The following is a 23673-nucleotide window of genomic DNA, read 5'->3' as shown; positions in this document are numbered from 1 at the left end:
GCGAGGGGGCTATGGCGCAAGCATCGGGTCAGGCGGAGGTGCGCCCCATCGGGGGCGACTGATACTGCTGTAGTGGATGCACTAGAAGCGCGGACTTCCTTTCGGCAGCTTGAGCTGGATCAATGCCGCGATGGCAGCATCGGTTGCGCTGCCGATCCTCAGTTCTCCTCCAAGCAGGCGGCACAACCAGCGCGCGAGGTGGATGCGTGCCTGCTGTTCGATATCGATCAGCGACGGCTGGACGTCTTCGGCCTGTGCGGCCCGGAATACCAGTTGCCAGCGCAGTTCGCCGTGGGGCAGCGTGGTGCAGTCTGCGGTCAGTTCCAGCGGCGGCAGCCCGGCCTTCTCGAAGCTGCGGATCAGTACGTGGATCAGTCGCAGGTAGCGGTTCGGATCGATCCATCCCCAGGGCGCGTCGGCGCAGGGGTGCAGCTTGGGTCGCGGGTGCGCGGAGTCCAGCGCCCTTTGGGTCAGCTCGTTGAGGTTCTCCGATTGCGGAATGGTCAACACGGCGCCCTGTTCCAGTCGCGTCAGCTCCAGGAGCACTTCGATCTTGTCGCGCATCTTGCTCACGTGTGCGCTGGACTGGCTCAGGTTCGCATCCTTGGGATGCCTGGCGCGGCTCGCCGCCAGTAGCGCGTCGAGTGAGTCGAGCTCGACGAGCAGGTCCCGGCCCGACGTCGTCAGGAACCCCGTGCGGCTGGCGTACAGGGATTCGAGGTAGGTCTTGGATTCCTGCAGGCGCTCGACGTAACGCTCGTGTTCGGTGATGTCGACGGTTGAAAGCAGCACACCGATCAGCTTCCCTGACTCATCCTTCATCGGCACGCCGATCAATCGGATGATGCGCTGGTCCGCTCCGGCACGAGCATCGACAATCAGCGTGAAGGGCTCGCCCGAAGCGGTGCCCTTGAGAAACTCCCGGCGCGCTTGCTCGGTGTTCTGCGGGTTGATCTTGCCCAACGAGAAGATGGGGGTGCCCAGCAGTTCCGATTCGCTCTTGTCGTAGTACTCGGCGAACCGTGGATTGCAGGCCAGCAGGGTGCCGTCGACACTCCACAGGCTGACGGGATTGGGGAGGATGTCCAGTAGCTGGGCGAGCTGGTCCGGCGTATGGGGCTGCGCGCCGGGCGCACGGGCGAGGTCGCGGATCACGCCGTCGTCCAGCAGGCCGCGCTGCCTGGCTGCCTGCACCAGATCGATCAGCGACTCGGTCTGGGTCTTCTCCAGCAGGCGGGTCTTGTAGGTGCTGACCGTTCTATCGCTGATCGCCAGTTGTTCGGCGATGTCCTTGACCCGATAACCCTGGGCCAGATACTTCAGCACCGTCAGTTCGCGGGGGGTGATGCTCTCCGGTGAGATGCCTTGCTCGCTACCGTCGGCCAGCACGTCGGGCAATCGCGCAGGAAATACCTTGCGCCCGCTGAGCACCAGTTTCACCGCCTCGTCGAATTCCTCGGGCAGGTCGCCCTTGTGGACGAAGCCGGACGCGCCGGCTTGCAGGCATAGGCTGTGGTAGTAGGCGCCCGAGAGGTTGGTGAACACCAGTGTCTTCTGCCGCGCTGCCGCACTGCTGAAGCGCCGCAGCAGCTCCACGCCGCCCAGGCGCGGCAGGTCCAGGTCGAGGACCAGCAGGTCCGGGTGCAGGCGATGCACCAGCGCCAGGGCCTCGCGCCCGTCGCCAGTCTCGCCGACCACCTCATGCCCGGCCGCGACCAGCCGCTGGCGCAAGGCGGCGCGGGTGAAGGGTTGTGGATCGGCAATGAGGATTCGGCTCATTCGCTGGCTTCCTGCGCGGCGATAGGTTCGCTGCAAGGGTAGTCCGGCGATTCAGTTGGTGCAGGTCGCCGGTAACAGCAGGCCGATCTGCGCGGCCAGGTACAGCCCTGCGCCGAATATCAGGTGGGTCAGGACGCTGTGGATGCGAGCTTTGCCGGGATGGGCCGTTTTCGCGGCGGCGATACCCAGGCCGAACGCCGGTTGCATCACCAGGAAGGGCAGCAGGACAGTGGCCAGACCGAGCACCAGCGCCGGCAGCAGCGTTGGCGCGCACAGCCAGTCACGGCCGGCGGCGCCGATCAGCAGCACGGCGAACAGGATGCCGGTGAGGTAATGCACTAACCAGCCCAGCGCGCGCTCAGCGGTGATCGGCTCGGCCTTGCCGATGGCGGCGTGGCGGAACCGCCTGCGCGGCATGTGGCCGACCCAGCGGCCGACCAGCGCATAGTCCAGCGACGGCATGCCCAGCAGGCGCTTGCGCAGGATGCTCCAGCCGTCCATCAGCAGGGTGGCGCCGATGCCGATGGCGGCGATGTGCAGCGGGGTAACGGGGGAGTAGGGCATGCGGGGCTCCTTGAGCGAGTCGATGGAGCCCAGCATCCCGGTTCAAGTGGACTTGAGGTCAAGCCCCGCTGGCGCTGCGCCGGCTCAGATTCGAGCCGATCACATAGAACACCCCGCCGCCGACGATGAAGGCGCCGAGCATGACGAACACCCAGTGCGGGGCGAACAGCGCCAGGAAGTAGCCCACCAGGATCGGCCCGAAGGCGCCGCCGAGGTTGGCCAGGTTCTGCGTGCCGTAGTACACGCCGCGCAGGTGCGGCGGGGCGATACGGTCGATGAACATGTACTCGGCGGGGATCACGATGATCTCGCCCAGGGTGAACACCACCATCGCCAGTCCCCAGTGCCAGAGGCTGTGGGACAGACCAAAGCCGACGATGCCGAGTACGAACAGCCCCAGGCCGACGATCAGCCAGCGCTGCAGGTGCTCGTTGCCAATGCGCTTGCCCAGCAGGTACTGCAGGGCGATCACCGTCACCGCGTTCACCCCGAGCAGGGTCTGGATCACCTGGTAGGCGTACTCCGCCGTCCCGGTGGCCACCAGGTACTGCGAGAGGTAGGCGGAGAACTGGCCGAACACCACGGCGGTGAGCACGCCGCCGATGGTGAAGTACATCAGCCGCTGGTCCTTCGCCAGCACGCCCAGCACTGCCAGGAAGGATGGCGGCGAGACACTGGCGGCGGGGCGCATATGACGGTCGCCCAGGCGCGCGAAGGCCAGCAGGAACAGCGCGCCAAGGCTGGCCGAAATGATGAAGGGCAGGTGCGGGTTGCCCTGCGCGAGGTAGGCGCCGACGAAGGGGCCGATGGCGTAGGCGAGGTTGATCAGGGTGTAGCGGATGGAAAAGGCGCGGCCTTGTTCCTCCGCCGGCAGCAGGCGGCCGAAGAGGGTCTTCACCACCACGTCAGTGACCGAGTAGGCGAAGTTGAAGCCCAGCAGGAACAGGAAGAACAGCCATAGCTGGCTGGTCAGCAGCATGCCGGCGAAGGCGGCGACGAAGCAGGTGCCGAAGCCGAGGATCAGGCGAAAGCCGGGCATCCGGTCGATCAGGAAGCCGCCATAGAGGCTGAGCAGCGAGCCGCCGAACAATGCGCCACCCATGATCAGGCCGATGCGGCTAACCGGCAGGCCGAACTGGGTGGAGAGATAGATGACCAGGTAGGGCAGGGTGATGGCCCGGCCCATGGTCAGCAGGAATGTGCCGCCGAGCAGCAGGTTGACCTGTAGCGGATAACGCTTGAGCGCGGCGAGCATTCCATGCCTCGGTTGTCGATAGGAGCGGTTGGGCTCCCGATCCTATCAGCACCAGCTTGGTGCATGGCAAGCACCGGAGGCTCTGGCGAGCCCCCGGCGTGCCCGCTGGGTCAGCTGCTGCCGTGCTTGCCCTGGGCCTTCAGCTCGGCGACGGTCTTGCCGCCCACGCCCCAGCTGTCGGTGGCGATTTCCTGGATCACCACGTAGGTGGTGGACGGCGGCTTGCGCAGCACGCGCTCCAGCAGTTCGGTGACGCCTTCGATGAGCTGGCGGCGTTCGTCGGCGGTGACACCTTCGTCGGTGACCTGGATGTTCACGTAGGGCATTGCGATTCTCCGTTGTTGATCGAGGGGCGAGTTACCAGACGCCGGTGGTGGAGCCACCGTCGACGTTGAGGAGGGTGCCGCTGACGAAGGTCGAGTCGGTCAGGTAGAGCACGGCGTCGACGATATCCTGCGGGCTGCCGATCTGGCCACTGGGGGACAAACTGCGGAGGAAGGTGTGGGTGCCTTCGTCATTGGCGTGCAGCGGCGTCTCGATGATCCCCGGCGCCACGGCGTTGACCTGCACCTGGGAAGCCGCCAACTCCAGGGCCAGGCCGCGCACCGCGCTGTTCAGGCCGCCCTTGATCAGCACCGGCAGCAACGCCGGGACCTTCACGTTGGGCTGCATGGCGATGGATGCGGTGATGGTGACGATATGCCCGGAGCCATTGGCCGACATATGCCGGGCGGCCGCCTGGGATGGGTAGAAGAAGCCCATCAGGTTGGTGCCGACGATGGCGTTGACCTCTTCCTCGGTGTAATCGATGACGGGTTTGGGAATGAAGATGCCGGCGTTGTTGATCAGGATGTCCACACCGCCGAAGGCCTCGATGGCCTGGCCGAACAGGCGGCTGGCGGTTTCCGGCCGGGCAATGTCGCCGGCCACGGCGAGGAAGTTGTGCGGGTTGCCCAGCTTCGCCGCGGCTTCCTCCAGGCGCGCCTGGGTGCGGGCGTTGCCGACCACGTTGTAGCCGCGTTCCAGGTAGGCGCGGGCGATGGCGAAGCCGAGGCCGCTGGAGGCGCCGGTGACGATGACGGTCTTGCTCATGGTGGATTCTCCGAGAGTGGGGCGGGGCGGTGTGCCCGCGTCTTGGAGGCCAATCTAGGCTGCATTCGCTGCTTGAAAAATGAGGCTCATGGCATTTGAATTGATACCTCATGTAATCAATTGGACAGCACCATGACTCGCCACTTCGACGATCTGCAGCTGGGCAGCATCGAGCTGTTCTGTCTCGCTGCGGAAACCGGCAGCTTCACTGCCGCCGCCAACGAGGCGGGAATTACCCCGGCGGCGGTCAGCCGCTCGGTGGCGCGACTGGAGGAACGCCTGGGCGCGCGGCTGTTCGTGCGCACCACGCGGCAGATGCGCCTGACCGATGACGGCCGCAACTACTTCGAGCAATGCCGCCAGGCGCTGACCCAACTGGTGGACGCCGAGCGCGCTGTCAGCGGCGGCCAGAGCGTCGTGTCCGGGCGTTTGCGCATCAGCGTGCCCACGCCCTATGCGCACTACCGGCTGTTCCCGTTGCTGCCCGAGTTCCGCCGGCGTTTCCCGCATGTGCAGGTGGATGTGCATGTCAGCAACCGCAACATCGACTTCGCCAACGAGGGCTATGACCTGGCCATCCGTGGCCGCGACCCGGCGGATTCCACCCTGGTGGCGCGGCGCCTCGAAGACGCGGAGAACGTGATAGTCGCCACGCCCGAGTACCTGGCGCGCGCGGGTACGCCGCAGACGCCGGAGGAACTGGTTCATCACGAGTGCATCCAGTTCGAGTTGCCCAGTACCGGGCGGCGCGTGCCCTGGTCGTTCCGGGTCGACGGCCAGCCGGTCGAGATCGAGACGTCCGGCAGCCTCACGGTGCTGGAGGACTACCTGGCCACCGCCACCCTGGCCAAGTGCGGAGGCGGGCTGATGCAGGCCTATCGCTTCACCGTGCAGGAGGAACTGAAGCGCGGCGATCTGGTGGAAGTGCTGAAGGACTACGGCCAGACGACACGGCCATTCCTGCTGATCTACCCCCACGCGCGCCATATGCCGTCGCGGGTGCGGGCTTTCATCGAGTTCATGCTCGAGGCGCGCGCGTAGGAGCGGACTCTGTCCGCGATCGATTCATCACCTCTCCGACGGGGCGGGGAGCTGGGCGAAGCCATCGCGGACGGAGTCCGCTCCTACGCTGTACCCAACCACGGTGCGGCTTTTTGAAGGATGCGTCGGCATCGCGAAGGAGGCATGGGTAGGGTGAGATTTAAGATACAAACAATTCGCATTTACAGATAATTTACATCTGCATACACTTTGGCTCCCCGCCGGCGTCCCACCACGCTGGCATTCGCCAACCCGAGTCATTGCGCCGACAGAGCGCAAAACCTCGCACCAAGGATCCTTCAGCAGATGAAAGACGTAGCGTCGGGAGCGCTCCTGCTCGGTCTCTCCACCTTTGCTCTCTCCGCGGTCGCCGCCCCCGTGGCCATCGACCTGCCCAAGCAGCCCCTGGCTGTTTCCCTGGAGCAATTGCAGTCCGCAAGCGGAATGCGGATTTCCTATGATCGTGCCCAGGTCGCCAAGGTTGGCGCGCCGGCACTCAAGGGCAACATGGAGGCGGGCGAGGCGCTCGACCGTCTGCTGGCGGACAGCGGCCTGCAAGGCACGGTCGACGGCAACAGCGCGCAGGTCAGCGGCACCGTGCGCAGCAAGGCGGCGGGCAACGACAGCGTTGATCTGGGCGCGACCGAAATCGTCGGTGCCGCCAGCGTGGCGCCCGGCACCACCGAAGGCACCGGCTCCTACACTACTGGTGTGATGCAGACTTCCACCAAGCTGAACATGACCGTCCGCGAGACGCCGCAGTCGGTCAGCGTGGTGACCCGCCAGCAGATGGAAGACCAGAACATGCAGGATCTGGACGACGCGATCCGCGGCGTCACCGGCATGACCGTGCAGCAGTACGGCCCGGCGCGGGTGAGCTACGCCGCGCGCGGATTCGACGTCGACAACATCATGTACGACGGCCTGGCCACCAGCATTTCCACCTACACCCAGGACGTGATTTCCGCGGCGGACCTGGCGATTTTCGACCGTGTCGAAGTGGTGCGCGGCGCCACTGGCCTGATGCAGGGCGCCGGCAACCCGGCCGCCGCCGTCAACATGGTGCGCAAACGCCCGACCCAGGACTTCCACATGAGCCTGGAAGGCAGCGCCGGAACCTGGGACCGCTACCGCAGCCAGGTCGACGTTTCCGGCCCGCTGAACAGCGAAGGCACCCTGCGCGGCCGCGCGGTGGCCGCCTACGAGACCCGCGACAGCTTCCAGGACGTGGTCAGCGGCGAGCGCGGCGTGCTCTACGGCATCACCGAAGCCGATCTGAACCCGGACACCACCCTGACCCTGGGCGCGTCCTACCAGAACGACAACAAGAACGACAACTGGGTGGGCCTGCCGGCGCCGCTCGGCGGCCGCCACCTGGACCTCAAGCGCTCCGACTACTACGGCGCCGACTGGTCCTACTGGGATACCACCACCACCCACCTGTTCGGCGACGTGGTGCACCGCTTCGACAACGGCTGGCAGATGAAGGTCGCCGCCGACAAGCTGTGGGCGCGCATCGAGATGCTCGGCCTGTACAACAGCTGCTACTACACCGAAGGCTGCCCGACCATGATCCAGGGGCCGGGCCAGTACTCCTACACCGACGACCACCAGAGCTACGACGCCTTCGCCAACGGGCCGTTCCAGGCCTTCGGTCGCGAGCACGAGCTGGTGTTCGGCGGCAGCTACCGGGAAGAGCGCTTCGACGGCCACGGCGGCTGGGGCGACCTGTACTACAAGGATGGCTCGCCGGTCACGCCGTTCGACCCGACCAAATGGGACCCGTCCTCGGTGGCCAAGCCGGACATTGACATGAACCTGTGGGGCATGAAGCTCGACCAGGAGCAGAAGGGCGCCTACGTCACCACCCGCCTGAACGTCGCCGACCCGCTCAAGGTGATCCTCGGCGGCCGCCTGGACTGGTACGAGGCCGACCCGCACAACGAGACCGGCACCCAGAAGGTCACCCGCAATGTCACCCGTTACGCCGGCGTGGTCTATGATCTGAACGACGTGTACTCGGTCTATGCAAGCTACACCGACATCTTCAAGCCGCAGAGCAACTTCGACGCCAGCGGCAGCCTGCTCGACCCGATCACCGGCAAGAACTACGAGATCGGCCTGAAGGGCGAGCACTTCGGCGGCACCCTGAACACCCAGATCGCGCTATTCCAGATCGACCAGGAAAACCGCGCCACCGACGATACCAGCGGCCCCTCACCTTGCCCCAGTTCGCCAACCTCCATGTACTGCTCCCGCGCCTCGGGCAAGGTGCGCAGCCAGGGTGTGGACATGGAAGTGAGTGGCGCGCTGACCGAGAACTGGCAGGCCATGGTGGGTTACACCTACGTCGACGCCAAGTACAAGCACGACAGCAACGAGGACAATGTCGGCAAGCCCTTCGACCCGAGCAAGCCGCGCCACCTGTTCAAGCTCGCCACCAGCTACAACCTGCCGGGCGAACTGTACAAATGGCGCGTCGGCGGCAACCTCGTGACCCAGAGCCAGACCGAGGACACCAGCACCGGCTTCCAACAGGGCGGCTACACGGTGACCAACGCCATGCTCGGCTACAAGGTCAACGAGAACATCGACACCCGGGTGAACTTCAACAACATCTTCGACAAGTACTATTACAGCGGCATCAGCTTCGGCAACCTGAACTACGGCGAGCCGCGCAATCTGATGTTCACGGTGAAGTACTCGATGTGATCCGCCTGGCCGGATGAGCGACACGAAAAAGCCCCGCAGCGCGGGGCTTTTTCTTGCGGTTCATTCTACCGCCGGGGCCAATTGTCCTCGGTGCATCCGGTCGTTCGACTCTGCTTTTCGTAGGAGCGAGCTTGCTCGCGAACCGCCTGAAAACGGAGTAGCCCCTAACTCTGTTCGCGAGCAAGCTCGCTCCTACAGGTAAGGCTGGATCAGGTGCGCGCTTCGGCTCTTTCGAATAGCTCCAGCAGGTCCGTCAGCGTGCTCTCCAGATACTCACCCGCGCGGTAGGCCGGCTTGAGCGCATCGCCACCGGCCACCACTTCCAGCGGCCGTTCGATGAAACGCCCCACTGGCTGGAAATCGCTATCCAGCACCAGGACGACAGGAATCAGGATACGGTCCAGCGCCATGCGCTCGCGCAGATCGTCCTCGGCGCGGCCTTTGGTGATCACGGCCAGCTCCACACGCGGTTGCAGGCGCTGCAGATGGTCCATCACGGTGACGTTGATCTGGCAGTCCGGGCACCACATCTCGCCAGCGATCAGCAGGCGGTAGCGGCCTTCGATGGCCAGGATGCGGCGCAGGGTTTCGGCGCTGATCGAACCGGGCTCGGCCAGTTGCTGCTGGACCTTGCGCACGCCGGCGATCTCGTCGGGCAGGCCGTGGGCGACGAAGGCGTCGAAGCCTTCGCCGATGGCGAACAGTTCCTCATAGGAGGCCATGGGGATTTCCTTGAAACGGGTGATGGGCTCATCCCAGCAGAAATCCCCGTGGCCGGCAATCAGCTCTTGGCAGTCTGCGCCTTGGCTGCCGCCAGGTAGGGCGCCAGGCGCCGGCCCATTTCCTCGCCCAGGGCCTGCAGGCCGCTGAGCGGACGGACCATCACCTCGAACTCGACGATCTTGCCGGCTTCGTCGAAGCGGATCATGTCGATACCCTTGAGCTCCTTGCCGCTGACGGTGGCGCTGAATTCCAGCACGACGTTCAGGCCGTCGCCGGTGGCGAGTTCGCGGTGGTAGGTGAAGTTCTCGAACACTTGCAGCACGGTGTTGAGGATGGTCGAGACCACCGGCGCGCCGGGGTAGGGCGTGTGCGCCATGGGCGAGCGGAACACCGCGTTGGGCGCCAGCAGTTGCGGCAGGTTGGACAGGTTCTTGGCAGCTACCATCTGGTGCCAGCTGGCCAGGGAAGCGGCGGCCTGGGGATACAGGTTCAGTGCGGTCACGGGAATACCTCCGGAGGGTTCTTGTTGTTCGCTCAGGACGATACGGCCGGGTTGGCGAGTCGCTCAATGATCGGAAATGACAGAAGACTGATCCTGGCGCACAGCACCCTCAGTGCGTGGCCGGGTTGATCAGGTAGCTCATCAGCTGCGGATCGTCTCCTGGCTCGACGCTCTGCACCGGGCGCGGCAGGTCGGCGAACACGGCCTTCCAGAAAGCTGCCGCGACCTCGTCCTGGGCGTAGAAACGCACCAGCCAGGGGCCCGGGTTGCCCAGCAGCACCTGGTTGGCCAGGGCGCGGCCGATACCGAGGCGGCGGTACTTCTTCAGGACGAACAGGTCCGATAGCTCCAGCGCATCGATGCCGGGCAGCTCGCTGCCTTCCACCAGCAGGAAGCCGGCGATGAAGCCGTCGGCGAGGATCAGGTTGGCGCTCCACTCCGGCTCGCTCCAATAGCGCGCCAGGTGCTCTTCGTGGATGTAGAAGCGGCCGTCGACCTCCACGTCCTCGTCCTCCCAGTCCGATGACTCGTAGGCGTAGTACTGGTAGAGGTTGCGGATCAGGTCCTGGTGTTCGGGGCCGGCCTGCACCAGCTGGATGGAAAGATCGTTCATGTTCGGGAGGCTCGCGGCGAGTCGGAGGAGGGCGCGTGACCGCCATTGTCGCCCATTCCCATGGCAATTCCACTGGCGGGCGGGTTTGAACCGCGCAGCGGCGGGGTGCGATGATGCTGTCGCATTTCCCTTCGAGATTCCGCAGTGAGAACCGACAGCCGCCTCTCGCGCATGCTCCACGTGCTGCTGCACATGGCCCGCGACGACCAGCCCGTGACCTCCGAACGCATCGCCCGGATGCTCGGCACCAACCCGGCCGTGGTGCGGCGGACCATGGGCGGCCTGCGCGAGGCCGGCTACGTGCGCTCGGAGAAGGGCCACGGTGGCGGCTGGACGCTGGACTGCGACCTTGGCCAGGTGACGCTGCTGGACGTCTACCGCGCGGTGGGTAGCGAACGCCTGTTCGCCATGGGTTTCGACAACGCACACCCGGGCTGCCTGGTGGAAAAGGTGGTCAACGCCGCCTTGCAGGACGCCATGGAGCAGGCCACCGCCATCCTCTTGGAGCGCCTGGGCGCCGTGTCGCTGGCCGATCTCGCCGAGCGTTTCAGCACACTTTACCCGCAGGACCGCTGACCCTCCCTCGATGAACATCGCTCGATACCGAGCGTTGACCCTGTGTGTTCAATCACGATACTTTAAAAGTAACGAAAGAATCCGAACCCACCAGGAACCCTCCCATGATCGACCTTCTGAACTCGCCACTGGCCGGTGTGCTGTGGACCTGCCTGGCGCTGGCCATCGCCGCATCCGCCCTGTCCATGACCGTCACCCAGACCGAGCTCTTCGCACCCCTGCGCGCGCTGGCCTGGAAGGTCCACCCGCAGGTCGGCCACCTGTTCCAGTGCTTCTACTGCTTCAGTCACTGGGTGGTGATCGCCGGCACCCTGGTCTACCGTCCGGTAGTGATCGCCAGCGGTTGGGCGGCGGCCGACTGGCTGGTGGCGACCTTCTTCACCGTCGCCTTGACCGCTCTGTTCTGCGGCCTGCTGTTCAAGGTGTTCCTCACCGCCATGGCCAAGGCCGTCCGCGAGCGGGAACTGAAAAAGCTGTTCGCTTCCGAATGACGTTGAAAGGACTCGCCGTGAACCACTCCGAACTGATGGCCCCGTTCCACGATCCCGACGCCGCCGCGCGCTATGCGGAAAATCCGCCGCGCTTCGTCCCCGGCCTGTTCGACCTGCACCGCATGGCCGCCATCCTGCTGGCCGAGAATGCGCCGCCCGACGGCCACCTGCTGGTACTCGGCGCGGGCGGCGGCATGGAGCTGCGAGCCTTCGCCGAAGCCCAGCCGTCCTGGCGCTTCACAGGCGTCGACCCTTCCGCCGAGATGCTCGCGGTGGCCGCGCAGATGCTGGGGCCGCACGCACGCCGGGCCGAACTGCTGCAGGGCTATATCGATGACGCACCGCCTGGCCCGTTCGACGGTGGCGCCTGCCTGCTGACGCTGCACTTTCTGCCCGAGGCGGAGCGCTTGCGCACGCTGCGTGAGATCCACTCCCGGCTCAAGCCCGGCTCTGCCTTCGTCATGGCTCACCTGTGCGTACCGCAAGGCGCTGGCGAACGGGCGCGCTGGCTATCGCGCTATGCCGATTTCGCCGTCAGCTCGGGGATGGAACCGGCCAACGCCCAGCAGGCTCGCAGCGCCGTGGACGCGCACCTGAACATCCTCACTCCCGAGCAGGACGAAGCGCTGCTCTGGGAAGCCGGCTTCAGCCGCATCGAGGCCTTCTATGTCGGCTTCGCCTTCCGCGGCTGGGTCGCGCTCGCCTGAGCGCCCTTGCAAGAGCTGTGTCTGCTAGATTGGCGTCCCGTTTCGCCGGACGCCAATCGATGCAGATTCCTTCCTCCCACGTCATTCACCAGACTGAGCACTGGCTGCTCAACCACCATCTGGCGTCCGCCTTGCCGGGTTACCTGATGCTCGGTTCGAAGCAGCCGGCGGACTCGCTGGCCGACCTGCCGGAAGCCGCGCTGGCTGAAATGGGCGGGTTGATGGCGAAGGTCCAGCGCATCCTCGAGCAGACGCTGCAACCCAAATGGCTGTACATCGGCCGCTTCGGTCATTCGCCGGGCTTCCCGATCCACTTCCATTTCATCCCGGTGTACGCCTGGGTGGAGGAGCTGTTCTGGGCCGATGAGCGCTATCGCACGCTGAGCCAGTTCGCCCATATCGAGGATGCCGCCACCCAGACCGACGGCGCCGAGCTGACCCTGTTCGTCTGGCGCGAGTTCGGCGAGGCGCCCGTACCCCCAGCAGTGCAGGGGCCGTCGATCGGGCAGGTGATCGAGTTGCTACGCAGCCGCTTCATCCAGGCCCAGTGATGCCAGCAGCCAGTCATGGAACAGCTGCGCGGCCGGCGACAGCTCTCGATGGCGCAGCGACACCAGGTATTCGCCGCGCTCGGTGACCATGGCCAGGTCGGTCACCCGTTGCATCTCGCCGCTGGCCACGGCTTCGTCGGCCATGAAGCCCCAGGCCAGGCCGATGCCCATGCCCTGCTGCACGGCGCGGTAGGCGAGGGTGAGCTGGTTGAACACCGGGTCGCTTTCCGCTGGCTGGTAATCCTTGCCGAAGTGGCCGAACCAATCGTGCCAGTCCAGGCAGCTCCAGGCCGAGGTATCCAGTTGCACCAGCGGCGCGGCGGCAAGCTGGTCGAGGCTGGTGATACGCGAGGCGTCGAAGTCCGGGCGGGCGACCGGATAGACCACTTCCGGCAGCACGAAGCGGCTGTCCAGCGTGGTCCAGTCGCCCGCGCCGTAGAGGATGCCCAGGTCGAAATCCACCAGGCTGGCTTCGTCCATCTCGTTGATCGCGTGCACGTGCACGGCAATGCCGGGATGCGCCTTGTTGAACTCGATCAGCCTGGGAAACAGCCAGAACTGCGCCATGGCGTGGGTCGCCAGTACCGACACGGCGTTGCTCTGGTGCACGTTGCGGATGCGCCGCACGCTGTGTTGCAGGCGCTCCAGCAGCATGTCCACGGTGCTCAGCAACTCCGCGCCGGCAGCGGTGAGGGTGACGCCACGCGGTTTGCGTTCGAACAGCGGCACCTTGAGGCTGCTCTCCAGCGCCCGCATCTGCTTGCTCACCGCGCTCTGCGTGAGGAACAGCTCAGTGGCGGCCTGGGTGAAGCTGCCGCAGCGGCCAACGGCCTCGAAGGTGATGAGGGTTTCCAGGGGCGGCAGGGTGCGTAGATATCGGCTGATGACGGGGCTCCGGTGAAAGCGTCAGGCATTCCTCCGGGGAATGCCTCGGTGCGGATTTATCCTTGGTCAGAAGCTAGCACAGCCGCTACCGTGGCGGCACTTTCTAGGCATTCATTGCAGTATCGAGGTCGTTGGAGATGAAACGCGGGGTGGTCTACGCAGGCATGGCAGGCGCAATCTGGGGCGGAGTGATCCTGGCGCCGTCGCTGGTGCCGGAATTCAACCCGCTGCTGATCAGCTCCGTGCGTTTCGCGCTGTATGGCGCCATCTCGTTGCTGGTCGCCTTGCCGGTGGCCCTCGGCCTGCTGCGCCGGGTCAGCCGCGAAGACCTTTCGATGCTGATGCGCCTGTCGCTGGCCGGCAACCTGCTGTACTTCGCGCTGCTCTCGGCGGCGGTGCAGTTCGCCGGAGTGGCGGCGGCCTCGCTGATCAACGGCATCATGCCGCTGGCGATCGCCTACCAGAGCCGTTCGGAACATGATTCGCTGCCGCTGTCGCGAATGAAGCTGCCGCTGGCGCTGGTGGCCCTGGGCATCCTCTGCATCAACCTCGACCCTTCGGCGCTGATGGCCGCCGGGAGTACGCCGGGCGAGCGCATTCTCGGCATCGTCTGCGGTTTCTGTGGCGTGGCCTGCTGGTCCTGGTACGCCAGCGCCAACGCGCGTTACCTGAAGGCCAGCCACTTCAACAGTCACGAATGGTCGACGCTGATCGGCGTGGTGACGGGCGTGATGGCCGTGATACTGGCGGGCGTTGGCGTGCTGATTGCGCCGCAGGCAGTGCCGAGTGGCGTTGCCGCGGAGCGCTGGATGGCGTTCCTCTGGGTGTCGCTGTTCCTCGCCGTGTTTGGTTCCTGGGTCGCCAATGGCCTGTGGAACGCGGCGACGCGCCGCCTGCCGATGAGCCTGGGCGGGCAGCTGATCGTCTTCGAGACGTTGTTCGCCTGCGCCTATGCGTACATCAACGAGCAGCGGTTGCCCGGTCCGGTGGAAGCGCTGGCGATTGTCCTGCTCACCGTTGGCGTGCTCTGGGCCATCGGCCTGCACCGCGCGCCGGCGCAGGTTCCGGCTCGTGCCATGGAGTCCTGAGTCAGGCTTTCGGCGCGCCTTCCAGTCGCGGGCTCCAGTCTTCCACCGCGCCGTTCTCCAGGCGCCGCGACAGGGTGCGGCGCCAGTTCGGCGGGAGCGGCAGTTCCAGGCATTCGCGCAGGACATCGGCATCCACGCGCTTGTCGAACAGTACGGCGGAGAGCCGTTGCAGCGACCAGTCGGGATACGGACGCTCGACCACTTCCAGTGTCGCACCCGCAGCGACGGAGCCTTCCTCCAGTACCCGGTAGTACCAGCCGGTACGTCCCGACTCCTGCACCCGCAGGGCCATTTGCACCACGTCGAAGCGGTCGTTGAGCTTCCAGCAGGGCATGCGCCCCTGCGACACCTCCAGCAACGCCGTGCCGGCGCGTATGCGGTCGCCCAGGCAGAGATCACGCTCGGTCCAGCCTGTGCTGCTGAAGTTCTCGCCAAATGCGCCGGGCTGGCTCAGCAGCGGGTGTTCACCTAGTTCGGCAGACCAGTCGGCGTAGTGCTCGCGGGGGTAGTGGTGAATGGCCTTTTCCACCCCGCCGTGCACACGCAGATCACCTTGTTCGTCGCTTTCCAGGCCCAGCCTGGTCACCCTCAGTGCCGCCTGGCGCGGCAGCTTGGCAATGGCGCTGCGCGAGCCTGGCCGGGTGAAAGGCACGGCGCGACCAGTGAGAAGGGCATCGAGGCGGATGGAGGGCAGGTTCATCGCGGAACACTCCTGGTGAAGCGGGTGAATATGGTATCGATCAAAAACTACCTGGACAAAATCTGCCAGATCGGTAGGCTCTGTCAATGTTTCGATTCGATACCAGAATTTATTCAAGTCCGATTCTTCATCGAGAGATTTCCATGCAGAAGTACCGTCTGATCATTCAGCGCCATGGCCAGTTGCTCGGCCATTTCGATTCCGACCTGCCGTGGGCGAAGGAGGCCGTGAGCAGCATTGCCGGTTGTCTGGGCGATCTGGGTTATGGCCTGGAACTGCTGGTGGCCGACAGCGAGCGCCGCCTGTTGGAGAGTTCTCCCGAAGGCATCAAGGTGCTGAGCAGCGAGCCGCTGTATCGACCCCTGGCGCTGGACAAACTGTAGGAGCGAGCTTGCTCGCGAACCGCTTGACGCCCGAGTCGTCGGGAAAACTGTTCGCGAGCAAGCTCGCTCCTACAAGATCAGAAGCTCCCGTCAGCCGAGCTTCTGCGCCAGTTCGCCGATGAACTGCCGCAGCCACTCGTGGTGCGGCTTGTTGTGGCGGGCGATGTCCCAGACCATGAAACAGCGGAAAGAGGGCACCGGGAACGGCACCGGGCTGACACTCAGGTCGGTCATTGCCGCGTAGCTTTCGGCCGCGAAGCTGGGGATGGTGGCGATCACCTCGCTGCTCATCAGCGTCGTCAGTGCGCCACTGAAGTGCGTGAAAGAGGCGGTCACGCGCCGCGCGTAGCCTGCCGCTTCGAACATGTCATCGATGAAGCCGCGCCTGCCGTCGTAGGACACCCGCACGTGGTTGGCGGCGAAGTATTCCTCCAGGGCAATCGGCTCGTCCGCCGCACGGCCCCGGGAGCGGAACAGGCAGGCGTAGGACGAGGAGAACAGCACCTGCGACGAATAGCTGGTGTTGAAGTCCTTGGGTTCGCTGCAGATCACCAGGTCCATGTCCGGGTCCTGCAGGGACTGCTTCCACAGCGAGCTGTTGCTCTGGTGGAAGGCGAAGCTCACACCCAATCCTTCTGCGGCTGCGGCATTGACGATGCGCGGGGCGAGGTAGGCCTCGATGTCGTCGGACAGGCCGATGTTGAACACGTAGCTGGAGTCGCGCGGCGAGAAATCCGGCTCGGCGCCCAGCACCCCGGAAATCGACGTCAACGCCTCGGCGATCTTCGGTGCCAGCTCCATCGCCTTGCGCGTGGGCTGCATGCCGGAGGCCGTGCGGATGAACAGCTCATCGCCGAAGTGCTCGCGCAGCCGGCGCAGGGCCGAGCTCACCGCGCCCTGGGTCACGTGCAACATGGCCGAGGCGCGAGTGGCGCTGCGCTCGGTCATCAGGCAGTGGAAGGTCAGCAGCAGGTTCAGGTCGATCCGCGCGATATTACGTATGTTAATCCGGCTCATATTTCCTAATCGTTTGCCCTGCGGTCGTGGGGCTTCCTAGTCTGGCGTCCACACAAACATAACAAGGGATGGAGAGTCCTGTGGACGCGATTTCGCAAAGCGTGGGTGCTAGCAGTATCCATACCAGCAAAGGGCAGTCGGATATCCGCAAGCGGGCCATCGCGGTCGGCATCGGCAACTTCATGGAGTGGTTCGACTTCGCCATCTACGGCTACTTCGCCGCCGTGATCGGCATGCTGTTCTTCCCCTCCAGCGCGCCGGGCGTGTCGCTGCTGTCATCGCTGGCAGTATTCGCCGTCGGCTTTCTCTCGCGGCCTTTCGGCGCGCTGATCCTCGGCCCTGTCGGCGACCGCTTCGGCCGCCGCGCGGTGCTGATCATCACCGTCTTCGGCATGGGCGTGTGCACCACCATCATCGGCTTGTTGCCCTCCTATGAGGCAATCGGCATCGCCGCGCCGATCCTGCTGATCGCCATGCGCTTCATCCAGGGCATGATGGTCGGCGGCGAGTGGTCGAGCGCCGGCATCTACATCGTCGAGAGCGCGCCGTCGAACCGCCGCGCCACCGCCGCCAGCGTGATCACCGGCACGGCGGGGCTGGCCTTCCTGTTCGGCACCTTCACCGCGGCGAGCATTTCCTCGGCGCTGGACGATGCGCAACTGGCGGCCTGGGGTTGGCGCCTGCCGTTCGTGGCGTCCATCGTGATGACCGGTATCGCCGTGTTCATCCGCCGCAAGCTGGGCGATACGCCGGTCTACGAGGAAATGGTGCGCCAGCGTGATTCGCACCAGGTCCACGCGCCGAGCAAGGCCGTGCGCCGTCGCGCGTTCATCACTACCTTCGCCTTCTCCGCGCTGTTTGGCGTCTCGCTGTACTACTTCATCACCTACGCCAACAACCACCTGGTCAGCACCGTCGGCCTGCCGCGCAGCAGTGCGCTGTGGCTGTGCAGCATCGCGCTGGTGGTCTACGTCATCGTCAACCCGCTGATCGGTCGCCTCAGCGACAGCATCGGCCGGCGCAAGCTGCTGCTCGGCGCAGCCGCCGCTCTGACGGTGCTCGCCTATCCGATCTTCCTGCTGCTCAACACCGGCAATCCGCTGGCGATCCTGGTCGGGCTCACGGTGATGGGCGTGCTGGTGGCGATCACCGCGGTAATGGACGTGGTGTTGCTGGTGGAAGTCTTCCCGGCCTCGATCCGTTCCACTGGCGCGGCGCTCGGCCACAACCTGGCGCTCGCGATTCTCGCCGGCCCCGGCCCCTTCATCGCCGCCGCGCTGATCCGCCAGACCGGCGACGCGAATCTGCCCGCGGCCTATCTCGCGGTGGTCTCCCTGGCGTGCCTGCTGGTGCTGTGGAAGACCCTGCCGGAAACCCGCGACAACGACATCAGCCGCTTCTAGTCCCTTTTCACCAGCAGTCAGGAGTCCCCATGACCCGTGTAGCAATCATCCAGGCCGCCTCTGTTCCCTACGAACCCATGGCCAGCGTCGAGAAGGCCGGCGGCATCCTGCGCCGCGTGGCGGAGCAGGGCGCCAGGCTGGCGGTCTTCCCCGAGGCGTACATCGGCGGCTATCCCAAGGGCGCCAGCTTCGGCAGCGTGATCGGCAACCGCAGCGGCGCCGGGCGCGAGTTGTACCAGCGCTACGTGGAAGGCGCCGTGGCGCTGGACGGTCCCGAGCTGGCGGCGCTGGCCGAGATCGTCGAACAGACCGGCGTGATCACCGTGGTCGGCATCATCGAGCGCTTTGGTCGCACCCTGTATTGCACCGCCGTGACGCTGGTGCCGGGGCGTGGGATCGCCGGCTACCACCGCAAGCTCATGCCGACGGGCCAGGAACGGTTGGTGTGGGGCTTCGGCGACGGTTCGACGATCGAGCCGGTGAACAGCGAGATCGGCGTGCTGGGCAGCGTCATCTGCTGGGAGAACTACATGCCGGCGCTGCGCCAGGCCATGTACGCCCAGGGCGTGGAGCTGTATTGCGCACCGACCGCCGATGATCGGCCGTCCTGGGCCAGCTCCATGCAGCACATCGCCCTGGAGGGGCGAGTGTTCGTGCTCTCCGCATGCCAGGCGATCCGCCTGGGCGAGTATCCGCAGCAGCACCGCGAGGCGTTCGGCCTGGACTTCAAGGACGACGAATACGTGATGCGCGGCGGCAGCATGATCGTCAGCCCGCTGGGCGAGGTGCTGGCCGGGCCGGTGTTCGACTGCGAGACCGAGCTCTATGCCGACCTCGACATGGGCCAGCTCAACCAGGGCAACCTCGATTTCGACGTGTGCGGCCACTACGCGCGGCCGGACGTGTTCGAGCTGAAGGTGAATACCGCGCCTTTGCGCCCGGTCACTTTCGAGGGTTGACCGCCAATGCCCGGTGCCACCCGGCACCGGGCTTTCTCTGCGTCAGCGCCCGACCCGTTGCTGCAGGTGTGCCGGATAGCGCTCGCCGACGATCTCGATCTGCCGCAGCGCGGCTTCGATGGCAGCAAGGTCGGTGGAGTCCAGTGCCAGCGTGGCCGCGCCGAGGTTTTCCTCCAGGCGATGCAGCTTGGTGGTGCCGGGAATCGGCACGATCCAGGGTTGCTGGGCCAACAGCCAGGCAATGGCAATCTGCGCGCGGGTTGCGCCCTTGCTGTCGGCGATGCGGCCGAGCACCTCGATCAGCCCGGCATTGGCCTTGCGGTTCTCTTCCGAGAAGCGAGGGACGATGTTGCGGAAGTCGTTGGCCGCAAACTGCGTGCGCTCGTCAATGGCGCCAGTGAGGAAGCCCTTGCCCAGCGGGCTGAAGGGCACGAAGCCGATGCCCAGTTCGGCCAGCAGCGGGAGGATTTCCTTCTCCGGTTCGCGCCACCACAGCGAGTACTCGCTCTGCAGCGCCGCCACCGGCTGTACCGCGTGGGCGCGGCGGATGGATTGCGGGCCGGCTTCGGAGAGGCCGAAGTGCTTGATCTTGCCCTCGCGGATCAGCTCGCCGACGGCGCCGGCCACGTCTTCCATGGGCACGTTCGGATCGACGCGGTGCTGGTAGAACAGGTCGATACGGTCGGTCTTCAGGCGCTTGAGCGATGCCTCCGCCATGGCGCGGATGTTCTCTGGGCGGCTGTCCAGGCCCAGGCCGACGTCACCGCTCGCGAAGCCGAACTTGGTGGCGATCACCACTTCGTCACGGACCGGTGCCAGGGCCTCGCCCAGCAGCTCTTCGTTGGCGAAGGGGCCGTAGGCCTCGGCGGTGTCGAAAAAGGTCACGCCGCTGTCGAAGGCACGGCGTAACAAACGGATGCCATCGTAGCGATCGACCGCCGGGCCATAGCCGTAGCTCAGGCCCATGCAGCCCAGGCCCAGTGCCGATACCTGCAGGCCGCTGCGGCCCAGTGTGCGCTTGTCCATCGAGGTCTCTCCAATCGAAAGTCAGTCCTGAAGCGGGAAGGGCAGAATTGCCCGGCGAAACGTCTGGAATGGACTTTACTCAAGGACTTTCAGCGTGATTAGACGGCTGGAAGCGCATTCGCCTATGAGTGTGGCTCATGGATTATGCCGGGTCATTCATGAGAGTCCTTCATAGGTCCAAACGCGTTTCCCCACTTAATCGATGGCGCGCGGCGACCTAGCATGGTTCGCCTATCGAACAGCAAAGTGGAGTACCCCATGAGCGAACCAGCTTCTACCGCCCACAAGGCTTTCGGCGACATCGCCCCGGCGCTGGCCGACTACACCGACCGCGTGCTGTTCGGCGATGTCTGGCAACGCCCGGGCCTCTCGCCGCGTGACCGCAGCCTGGTCACCGTGGCCAGCCTGGTGGCGCGCTATCAGGCCAACGAACTGCATTTCCACCTGGGCAAGGCGCTGGACAACGGCCTGACCCGCGAGGAGCTGATCGAGGCCATCACCCACCTGGCTTTCTATTCCGGCTGGCCCACGGCCTCCACCGCACTGGGCGTCGCCCGCCGTGTATTTGCCGAGCGCGATGCCGCCTGAGGAGTACTGCATGGAATACCGTTACCTGGGCCGCAGCGCCCTGAAAGTCTCACCCCTGTGCCTGGGCGCCATGATGTTCGGCGGCGAGACCGACGAGCCGACCTCGCGGCGCATCATCGACAAGGCTCTGGAGCAGGGCGTCAACTTCATCGATACCGCCGACGTCTACCACAAGGGCCGTTCCGAAGAAGTGGTCGGCCGCGCGGTCGCCGCGCGCCGGGATGACTGGGTGATCGCCAGCAAGTTCGGCAATGCCCTGGGCGATGGCCCGAACCAGCGTGGCCAGTCGCGCAAGTGGATCTACCAGTCGGTGGAGGACAGCCTGCGGCGCCTGGGCACCGACTACCTGGACATTCTCTACTTCCACCGCACCGACGTCGCCGCGCCGCTGGAAGAGGGCCTGCGCGCGGTGGGCGAGCTGATCCGCCAGGGCAAGGTGCGCTACTACGGCCTGTCCAACTTCCGCGGCTGGCGCATCGCCGAGGTGGTACGCCTGGCCGACCAGTTGGGGATGGACCGGCCGATCTGCAGCGAGCCGCTGTACAACCTGGTGGACCGCACCGCCGAGGTCGAGCAACTGCCCGTCGCCGGCCACTTCGGCATCGGCGTGGTGCCCTACAGCCCATTGGCCCGCGGCATACTCACCGGCAAGTACCGGCCCGGTGCCGAACCGCCAGTGGACTCCCGCGTTGGCCGTGGCGACAAACGCATTCACCAGACCGAGTGGCGTCCCGAATCCCTGCAGATCGCCCAGCGTATCGCCGAGCACGCGGTGGCCCGCGGTACCACGCCGGCCGCGTTCGCTCTGGCCTGGGTGCTGAACAACCCCTTGGTCAGCTCGATCATCGCCGGGCCGCGAACCGAGGAGCACTGGGACGGCTATCTGCCGGCGCTGGACCTGCAACTGACCGCCGAAGACGAGGCACTGGTGGACAGCCTGGTGCCGCCCGGCCACGCCTCCACTCCCGGCTACAGCGATCCTGCCTATCCCGTCGAAGGCCGTCCGGCCCGTTGAATAACCTTGAGGAGCAATGCCGATGAAGACCCTTGGATATGCTGCGCAGAACCCGCAGGACCCGCTCGCTCCCTTTACCTTCGAACGCCGCTCGCTGCGCGATAACGATGTGGCGATGGACGTCCTCTACTGCGGCGTCTGCCACTCCGACCTGCACCAGGCCCGCAACGACTGGGGCTTCAGCCGTTACCCGATGGTGCCGGGCCACGAGATCGTCGGCCGGGTCAGCGCCGTCGGCTCGAAAGTCACGCGCTACCAGGTCGGCGACGCCGTGGCGGTGGGCTGCATGGTGGATTCCTGCCAGGTGTGCGACCAGTGCCGCAAGGGCGAGGAACAGCTGTGCCGCGAAGGCAATACCCAGACCTACAACGACCGTGACCGCGTGACCCGCGAGGCGACCCAGGGCGGCTACTCCAAGCAGCTTGTGGTGCGCGAGGAATTTGTCCTGCGCGTGCCGGACGGCCTGGACCTTAGCAAGGCCGCGCCGCTGCTGTGCGCCGGCATCACCACCTATTCGCCGCTGCGCACCTGGAACGTCGGGCCGGGCAGCCGCGTGGGCGTGGTCGGTCTCGGCGGGCTGGGACACATGGCGGTGAAGCTGGCGGTCGGCCTGGGCGCCAGCGTCACCGTGCTCAGCCGCACCGCGGACAAGCGCCAGGATGCCCTGGACCTGGGTGCGGATGCGCTGCTGGCGTCCTCCGACGCCGATGCGATGAAGGCCGCCGCCAACGGCTTCGACCTGATCATCGACACCGTGCCGGTGAAGCATGATCTCAAGCCCTACCTGCCGCTGCTGGACGTCGACGGTACCCTGGTGCTGGTCGGCCAGGTCGGTCCGGTGGACGAGATCAGCACCGTGCCGTTGCTGCTGGGACGTCGGCGCATCGCCGGCTCGCCCATCGGCGGCATTGCCGAAACCCAGGAGATGCTCGATTTCTGCGCCAGGAAGAACATCCTGCCGGAGTGCGAGATGATCCGCATGGACGAGATCAATCACGCCTACGAGCGCATGGAGCGCTCCGACGTGCGCTACCGCTTCGTCATTGATCTCGCGACGTTGGCCTGAGGCGCTGCGCCGGTCGCGTTTGGCGGCCGGCGCTCATTGCCGGTGGCGCAGTGCTTCTACCAGCACCGAGAAGGCGCGGGACTTCTGCCGCCGGCTCGGGTAGTAGAGGTGGTAGCCGGGGAAGATCGGGCACCAGTCTTCCAGTACCTTCGCCAGGCGCCCGGCGGCGACATGCTCGGTAACCATGTCGTCGGGGAGATAGGCCAGGCCGAAGCCATCCAGGGCAGCGCGCAGAATGTGCGGGCTGCTGTTGAAGGTCAGTTGCCCCTCGACGCGGGCCTTCACCTCGTGACCGTCCTTGCTGAATTCCCAGGCCATCAGCCCGCCGTAAGTCGGTAGCCGCAGGTTCAGGCAATCATGCCCGGCGAGCGCCGGCACATCGGCTGGTTGGCCCTTGCGCGCGAGATAGCCGGGGCTCGCCACAACCGCCATGCGCAGGTCCGGGGCGATGCGCACGGCAATCATGTCCTTGGCCACCTGGTCGCCCAGGCGCACGCCGGCATCGAAGCGCTCCGCGGCGATGTCGGTCAGGCCGTAGTCGATGCTGACCTCGACCTTGATGTCGGGGTAGTCCGGCAGCACTTGCGACAGCTTCGGCCAGAGCACGGTACTGGCCGCGTGTTCGGCGGCGGTGATGCGCAGGGTGCCGACCGGCTTGTCGCGGAAGTCACTGAGGGCCGCCAGTTCCGCCTCGATCTCCTCGAAGCGCGGAGCCAGGGTAGTGAGCAGTCGCTCACCGGCTTCGGTGGGGGAGACGCTGCGCGTGGTCCGGCTGAGCAGGCGCAGGCCCAGGCGGGTTTCCAGCGCGCGGATGGTGTGGCTCAGCGCCGACTGGGAGACGCCCAGCTGCGCCGCCGCCTTGGTGAAGCTGCCTTCGCGCGCCACGGTGACGAAGGCGATCAGGTCGTTGAAGTTTTCCCTTGGCATCTCGGCTCCG

Annotated in this window: 26 protein-coding genes; 13 read left to right on the top strand and 13 right to left on the bottom strand. The window is 65.7% G+C overall.

The genetic code is table 11. The annotated features are described in order from the left end of the window. Window positions 1-81: 81 nt before the first annotated feature. From G4G71_RS16645 to G4G71_RS16625, 5 genes are all read right to left on the bottom strand, one after another. Window positions 82-1779 (bottom strand): response regulator, encoded by a 1698-nt coding sequence (locus G4G71_RS16645; protein WP_169939151.1) that lies wholly within the window; start codon window positions 1777-1779, stop codon window positions 82-84. Window positions 1780-1830: 51 nt separating this feature from the next. After that, the gene (locus tag G4G71_RS16640; protein ID WP_169939150.1) at window positions 1831-2343 is read right to left on the bottom strand and encodes a DUF2938 domain-containing protein; all 513 of its coding nucleotides are present in this window, start codon (window positions 2341-2343) and stop codon (window positions 1831-1833) included. 58 nt (window positions 2344-2401) lie between these two features. Continuing rightward, entirely contained in the window at window positions 2402-3598 is a 1197-nt protein-coding gene (locus tag G4G71_RS16635; RefSeq protein ID WP_169939149.1) for an MFS transporter, read from the bottom strand. A 110-nt stretch (window positions 3599-3708) separates the two neighbouring features. Further along, window positions 3709-3924: a tautomerase family protein gene (locus G4G71_RS16630; RefSeq protein ID WP_045207268.1), complete on the bottom strand. Its 216-nt coding sequence runs from the start codon at window positions 3922-3924 to the stop codon at window positions 3709-3711. A gap of 31 nt (window positions 3925-3955) precedes the next feature. Continuing rightward, window positions 3956-4690: an SDR family NAD(P)-dependent oxidoreductase gene (locus tag G4G71_RS16625; protein ID WP_169939148.1), complete on the bottom strand. Its 735-nt coding sequence runs from the start codon at window positions 4688-4690 to the stop codon at window positions 3956-3958. A gap of 132 nt (window positions 4691-4822) precedes the next feature. Here G4G71_RS16625 and G4G71_RS16620 point away from each other — a divergent pair, with 132 nt between their 5' ends. Together G4G71_RS16620 and G4G71_RS16615 are read left to right on the top strand one after the other, a co-directional pair. Next, complete coding sequence (locus G4G71_RS16620; protein ID WP_169939147.1) at window positions 4823-5731, top strand: LysR family transcriptional regulator; 909 nt, start codon at window positions 4823-4825, stop codon at window positions 5729-5731. 306 nt (window positions 5732-6037) lie between these two features. Further along, entirely contained in the window at window positions 6038-8443 is a 2406-nt protein-coding gene (locus G4G71_RS16615) for a TonB-dependent siderophore receptor (protein WP_169939146.1), read from the top strand. 209 nt (window positions 8444-8652) lie between these two features. Here G4G71_RS16615 and G4G71_RS16610 read toward each other — a convergent pair whose 3' ends face one another. From G4G71_RS16610 to G4G71_RS16600, 3 genes are all read right to left on the bottom strand, one after another. Beyond that, window positions 8653-9165 (bottom strand): thioredoxin family protein, encoded by a 513-nt coding sequence (locus G4G71_RS16610; RefSeq protein WP_169939145.1) that lies wholly within the window; start codon window positions 9163-9165, stop codon window positions 8653-8655. Between the two features lie 59 nt (window positions 9166-9224). Next, a complete protein-coding gene (locus tag G4G71_RS16605) occupies window positions 9225-9668 on the bottom strand; it encodes a nuclear transport factor 2 family protein (protein ID WP_169939144.1) in 444 nt (147 codons plus the stop codon). A 109-nt stretch (window positions 9669-9777) separates the two neighbouring features. Then, complete coding sequence (locus G4G71_RS16600; RefSeq protein ID WP_169939143.1) at window positions 9778-10281, bottom strand: GNAT family N-acetyltransferase; 504 nt, start codon at window positions 10279-10281, stop codon at window positions 9778-9780. Between the two features lie 144 nt (window positions 10282-10425). Here G4G71_RS16600 and G4G71_RS16595 point away from each other — a divergent pair, with 144 nt between their 5' ends. From G4G71_RS16595 to G4G71_RS16580, 4 genes are all read left to right on the top strand, one after another. Continuing rightward, complete coding sequence (locus tag G4G71_RS16595; RefSeq protein WP_064979827.1) at window positions 10426-10857, top strand: Rrf2 family transcriptional regulator; 432 nt, start codon at window positions 10426-10428, stop codon at window positions 10855-10857. A gap of 104 nt (window positions 10858-10961) precedes the next feature. Further along, window positions 10962-11348, top strand: a complete 387-nt coding sequence (locus tag G4G71_RS16590) for a DUF1360 domain-containing protein (protein ID WP_169939142.1) — start codon at window positions 10962-10964, stop codon at window positions 11346-11348. Between the two features lie 35 nt (window positions 11349-11383). Further along, window positions 11384-12055, top strand: a complete 672-nt coding sequence (locus G4G71_RS16585; RefSeq protein WP_169942708.1) for a class I SAM-dependent methyltransferase — start codon at window positions 11384-11386, stop codon at window positions 12053-12055. A 59-nt stretch (window positions 12056-12114) separates the two neighbouring features. Beyond that, window positions 12115-12606: an HIT family protein gene (locus G4G71_RS16580; RefSeq protein ID WP_169939141.1), complete on the top strand. Its 492-nt coding sequence runs from the start codon at window positions 12115-12117 to the stop codon at window positions 12604-12606. Here G4G71_RS16580 and G4G71_RS16575 read toward each other — a convergent pair. Continuing rightward, on the bottom strand, window positions 12577-13491 hold the full coding sequence (locus G4G71_RS16575; RefSeq protein WP_169942706.1) for a LysR substrate-binding domain-containing protein: 915 nt from the start codon (window positions 13489-13491) through the stop codon (window positions 12577-12579). The two genes, G4G71_RS16580 and G4G71_RS16575, sit on opposite strands and share 30 nt — an antisense overlap. 137 nt (window positions 13492-13628) lie before the next feature. On the opposite strand from G4G71_RS16575, the gene G4G71_RS16570 reads away from it, so the two are divergent. Continuing rightward, on the top strand, window positions 13629-14579 hold the full coding sequence (locus G4G71_RS16570) for a DMT family transporter (protein ID WP_169939140.1): 951 nt from the start codon (window positions 13629-13631) through the stop codon (window positions 14577-14579). Between the two features lies 1 nt (window position 14580). Here G4G71_RS16570 and G4G71_RS16565 read toward each other — a convergent pair whose 3' ends face one another. Next, window positions 14581-15279, bottom strand: coding sequence for an MOSC domain-containing protein (locus tag G4G71_RS16565; protein ID WP_169939139.1), 699 nt, complete (start codon window positions 15277-15279; stop codon window positions 14581-14583). 143 nt (window positions 15280-15422) lie between these two features. Between G4G71_RS16565 and G4G71_RS16560 the strand changes: the two genes are divergently transcribed. Further along, window positions 15423-15662, top strand: a complete 240-nt coding sequence (locus tag G4G71_RS16560; RefSeq protein ID WP_169939138.1) for a cytoplasmic protein — start codon at window positions 15423-15425, stop codon at window positions 15660-15662. 90 nt (window positions 15663-15752) lie between these two features. Here the strand turns inward: G4G71_RS16560 and G4G71_RS16555 are convergent, their stop codons facing one another. Then, window positions 15753-16679: a LysR substrate-binding domain-containing protein gene (locus G4G71_RS16555; protein WP_169939137.1), complete on the bottom strand. Its 927-nt coding sequence runs from the start codon at window positions 16677-16679 to the stop codon at window positions 15753-15755. A gap of 80 nt (window positions 16680-16759) precedes the next feature. Between G4G71_RS16555 and G4G71_RS16550 the strand changes: the two genes are divergently transcribed. Together G4G71_RS16550 and G4G71_RS16545 are read left to right on the top strand one after the other, a co-directional pair. Next, window positions 16760-18082: an MFS transporter gene (locus tag G4G71_RS16550; RefSeq protein WP_169939136.1), complete on the top strand. Its 1323-nt coding sequence runs from the start codon at window positions 16760-16762 to the stop codon at window positions 18080-18082. Window positions 18083-18111: 29 nt separating this feature from the next. Beyond that, window positions 18112-19041, top strand: a complete 930-nt coding sequence (locus tag G4G71_RS16545) for a carbon-nitrogen hydrolase family protein (protein ID WP_169939135.1) — start codon at window positions 18112-18114, stop codon at window positions 19039-19041. 42 nt (window positions 19042-19083) lie between these two features. On the opposite strand, the gene G4G71_RS16540 is transcribed toward G4G71_RS16545, so the two are convergent. Beyond that, window positions 19084-20067, bottom strand: coding sequence for an aldo/keto reductase (locus G4G71_RS16540; RefSeq protein WP_169939134.1), 984 nt, complete (start codon window positions 20065-20067; stop codon window positions 19084-19086). 258 nt (window positions 20068-20325) lie between these two features. Here G4G71_RS16540 and G4G71_RS16535 point away from each other — a divergent pair, with 258 nt between their 5' ends. The 3 genes from G4G71_RS16535 to G4G71_RS16525 are packed head-to-tail and all read left to right on the top strand — an operon-like array spanning window position 20326 to window position 22736. Continuing rightward, window positions 20326-20655, top strand: coding sequence for a carboxymuconolactone decarboxylase family protein (locus G4G71_RS16535; RefSeq protein ID WP_169939133.1), 330 nt, complete (start codon window positions 20326-20328; stop codon window positions 20653-20655). Window positions 20656-20665: 10 nt separating this feature from the next. Further along, window positions 20666-21670, top strand: coding sequence for an aldo/keto reductase (locus G4G71_RS16530; RefSeq protein WP_054909229.1), 1005 nt, complete (start codon window positions 20666-20668; stop codon window positions 21668-21670). Between the two features lie 22 nt (window positions 21671-21692). Next, window positions 21693-22736 (top strand): NAD(P)-dependent alcohol dehydrogenase, encoded by a 1044-nt coding sequence (locus G4G71_RS16525; protein ID WP_054909228.1) that lies wholly within the window; start codon window positions 21693-21695, stop codon window positions 22734-22736. A 33-nt stretch (window positions 22737-22769) separates the two neighbouring features. Here the strand turns inward: G4G71_RS16525 and G4G71_RS16520 are convergent, their stop codons facing one another. Then, complete coding sequence (locus G4G71_RS16520; RefSeq protein ID WP_169939132.1) at window positions 22770-23663, bottom strand: LysR family transcriptional regulator; 894 nt, start codon at window positions 23661-23663, stop codon at window positions 22770-22772. Between the last annotated feature and the right edge of the window lie 10 nt (window positions 23664-23673).

Origin of the sequence: Pseudomonas multiresinivorans (assembly GCF_012971725.1) — a bacterium.
Taxonomy (GTDB): domain Bacteria; phylum Pseudomonadota; class Gammaproteobacteria; order Pseudomonadales; family Pseudomonadaceae; genus Pseudomonas; species Pseudomonas multiresinivorans.
Note: the sequence above shows the minus strand (reverse complement) of the source record. Positions and strands in the feature narration are given on the sequence as shown.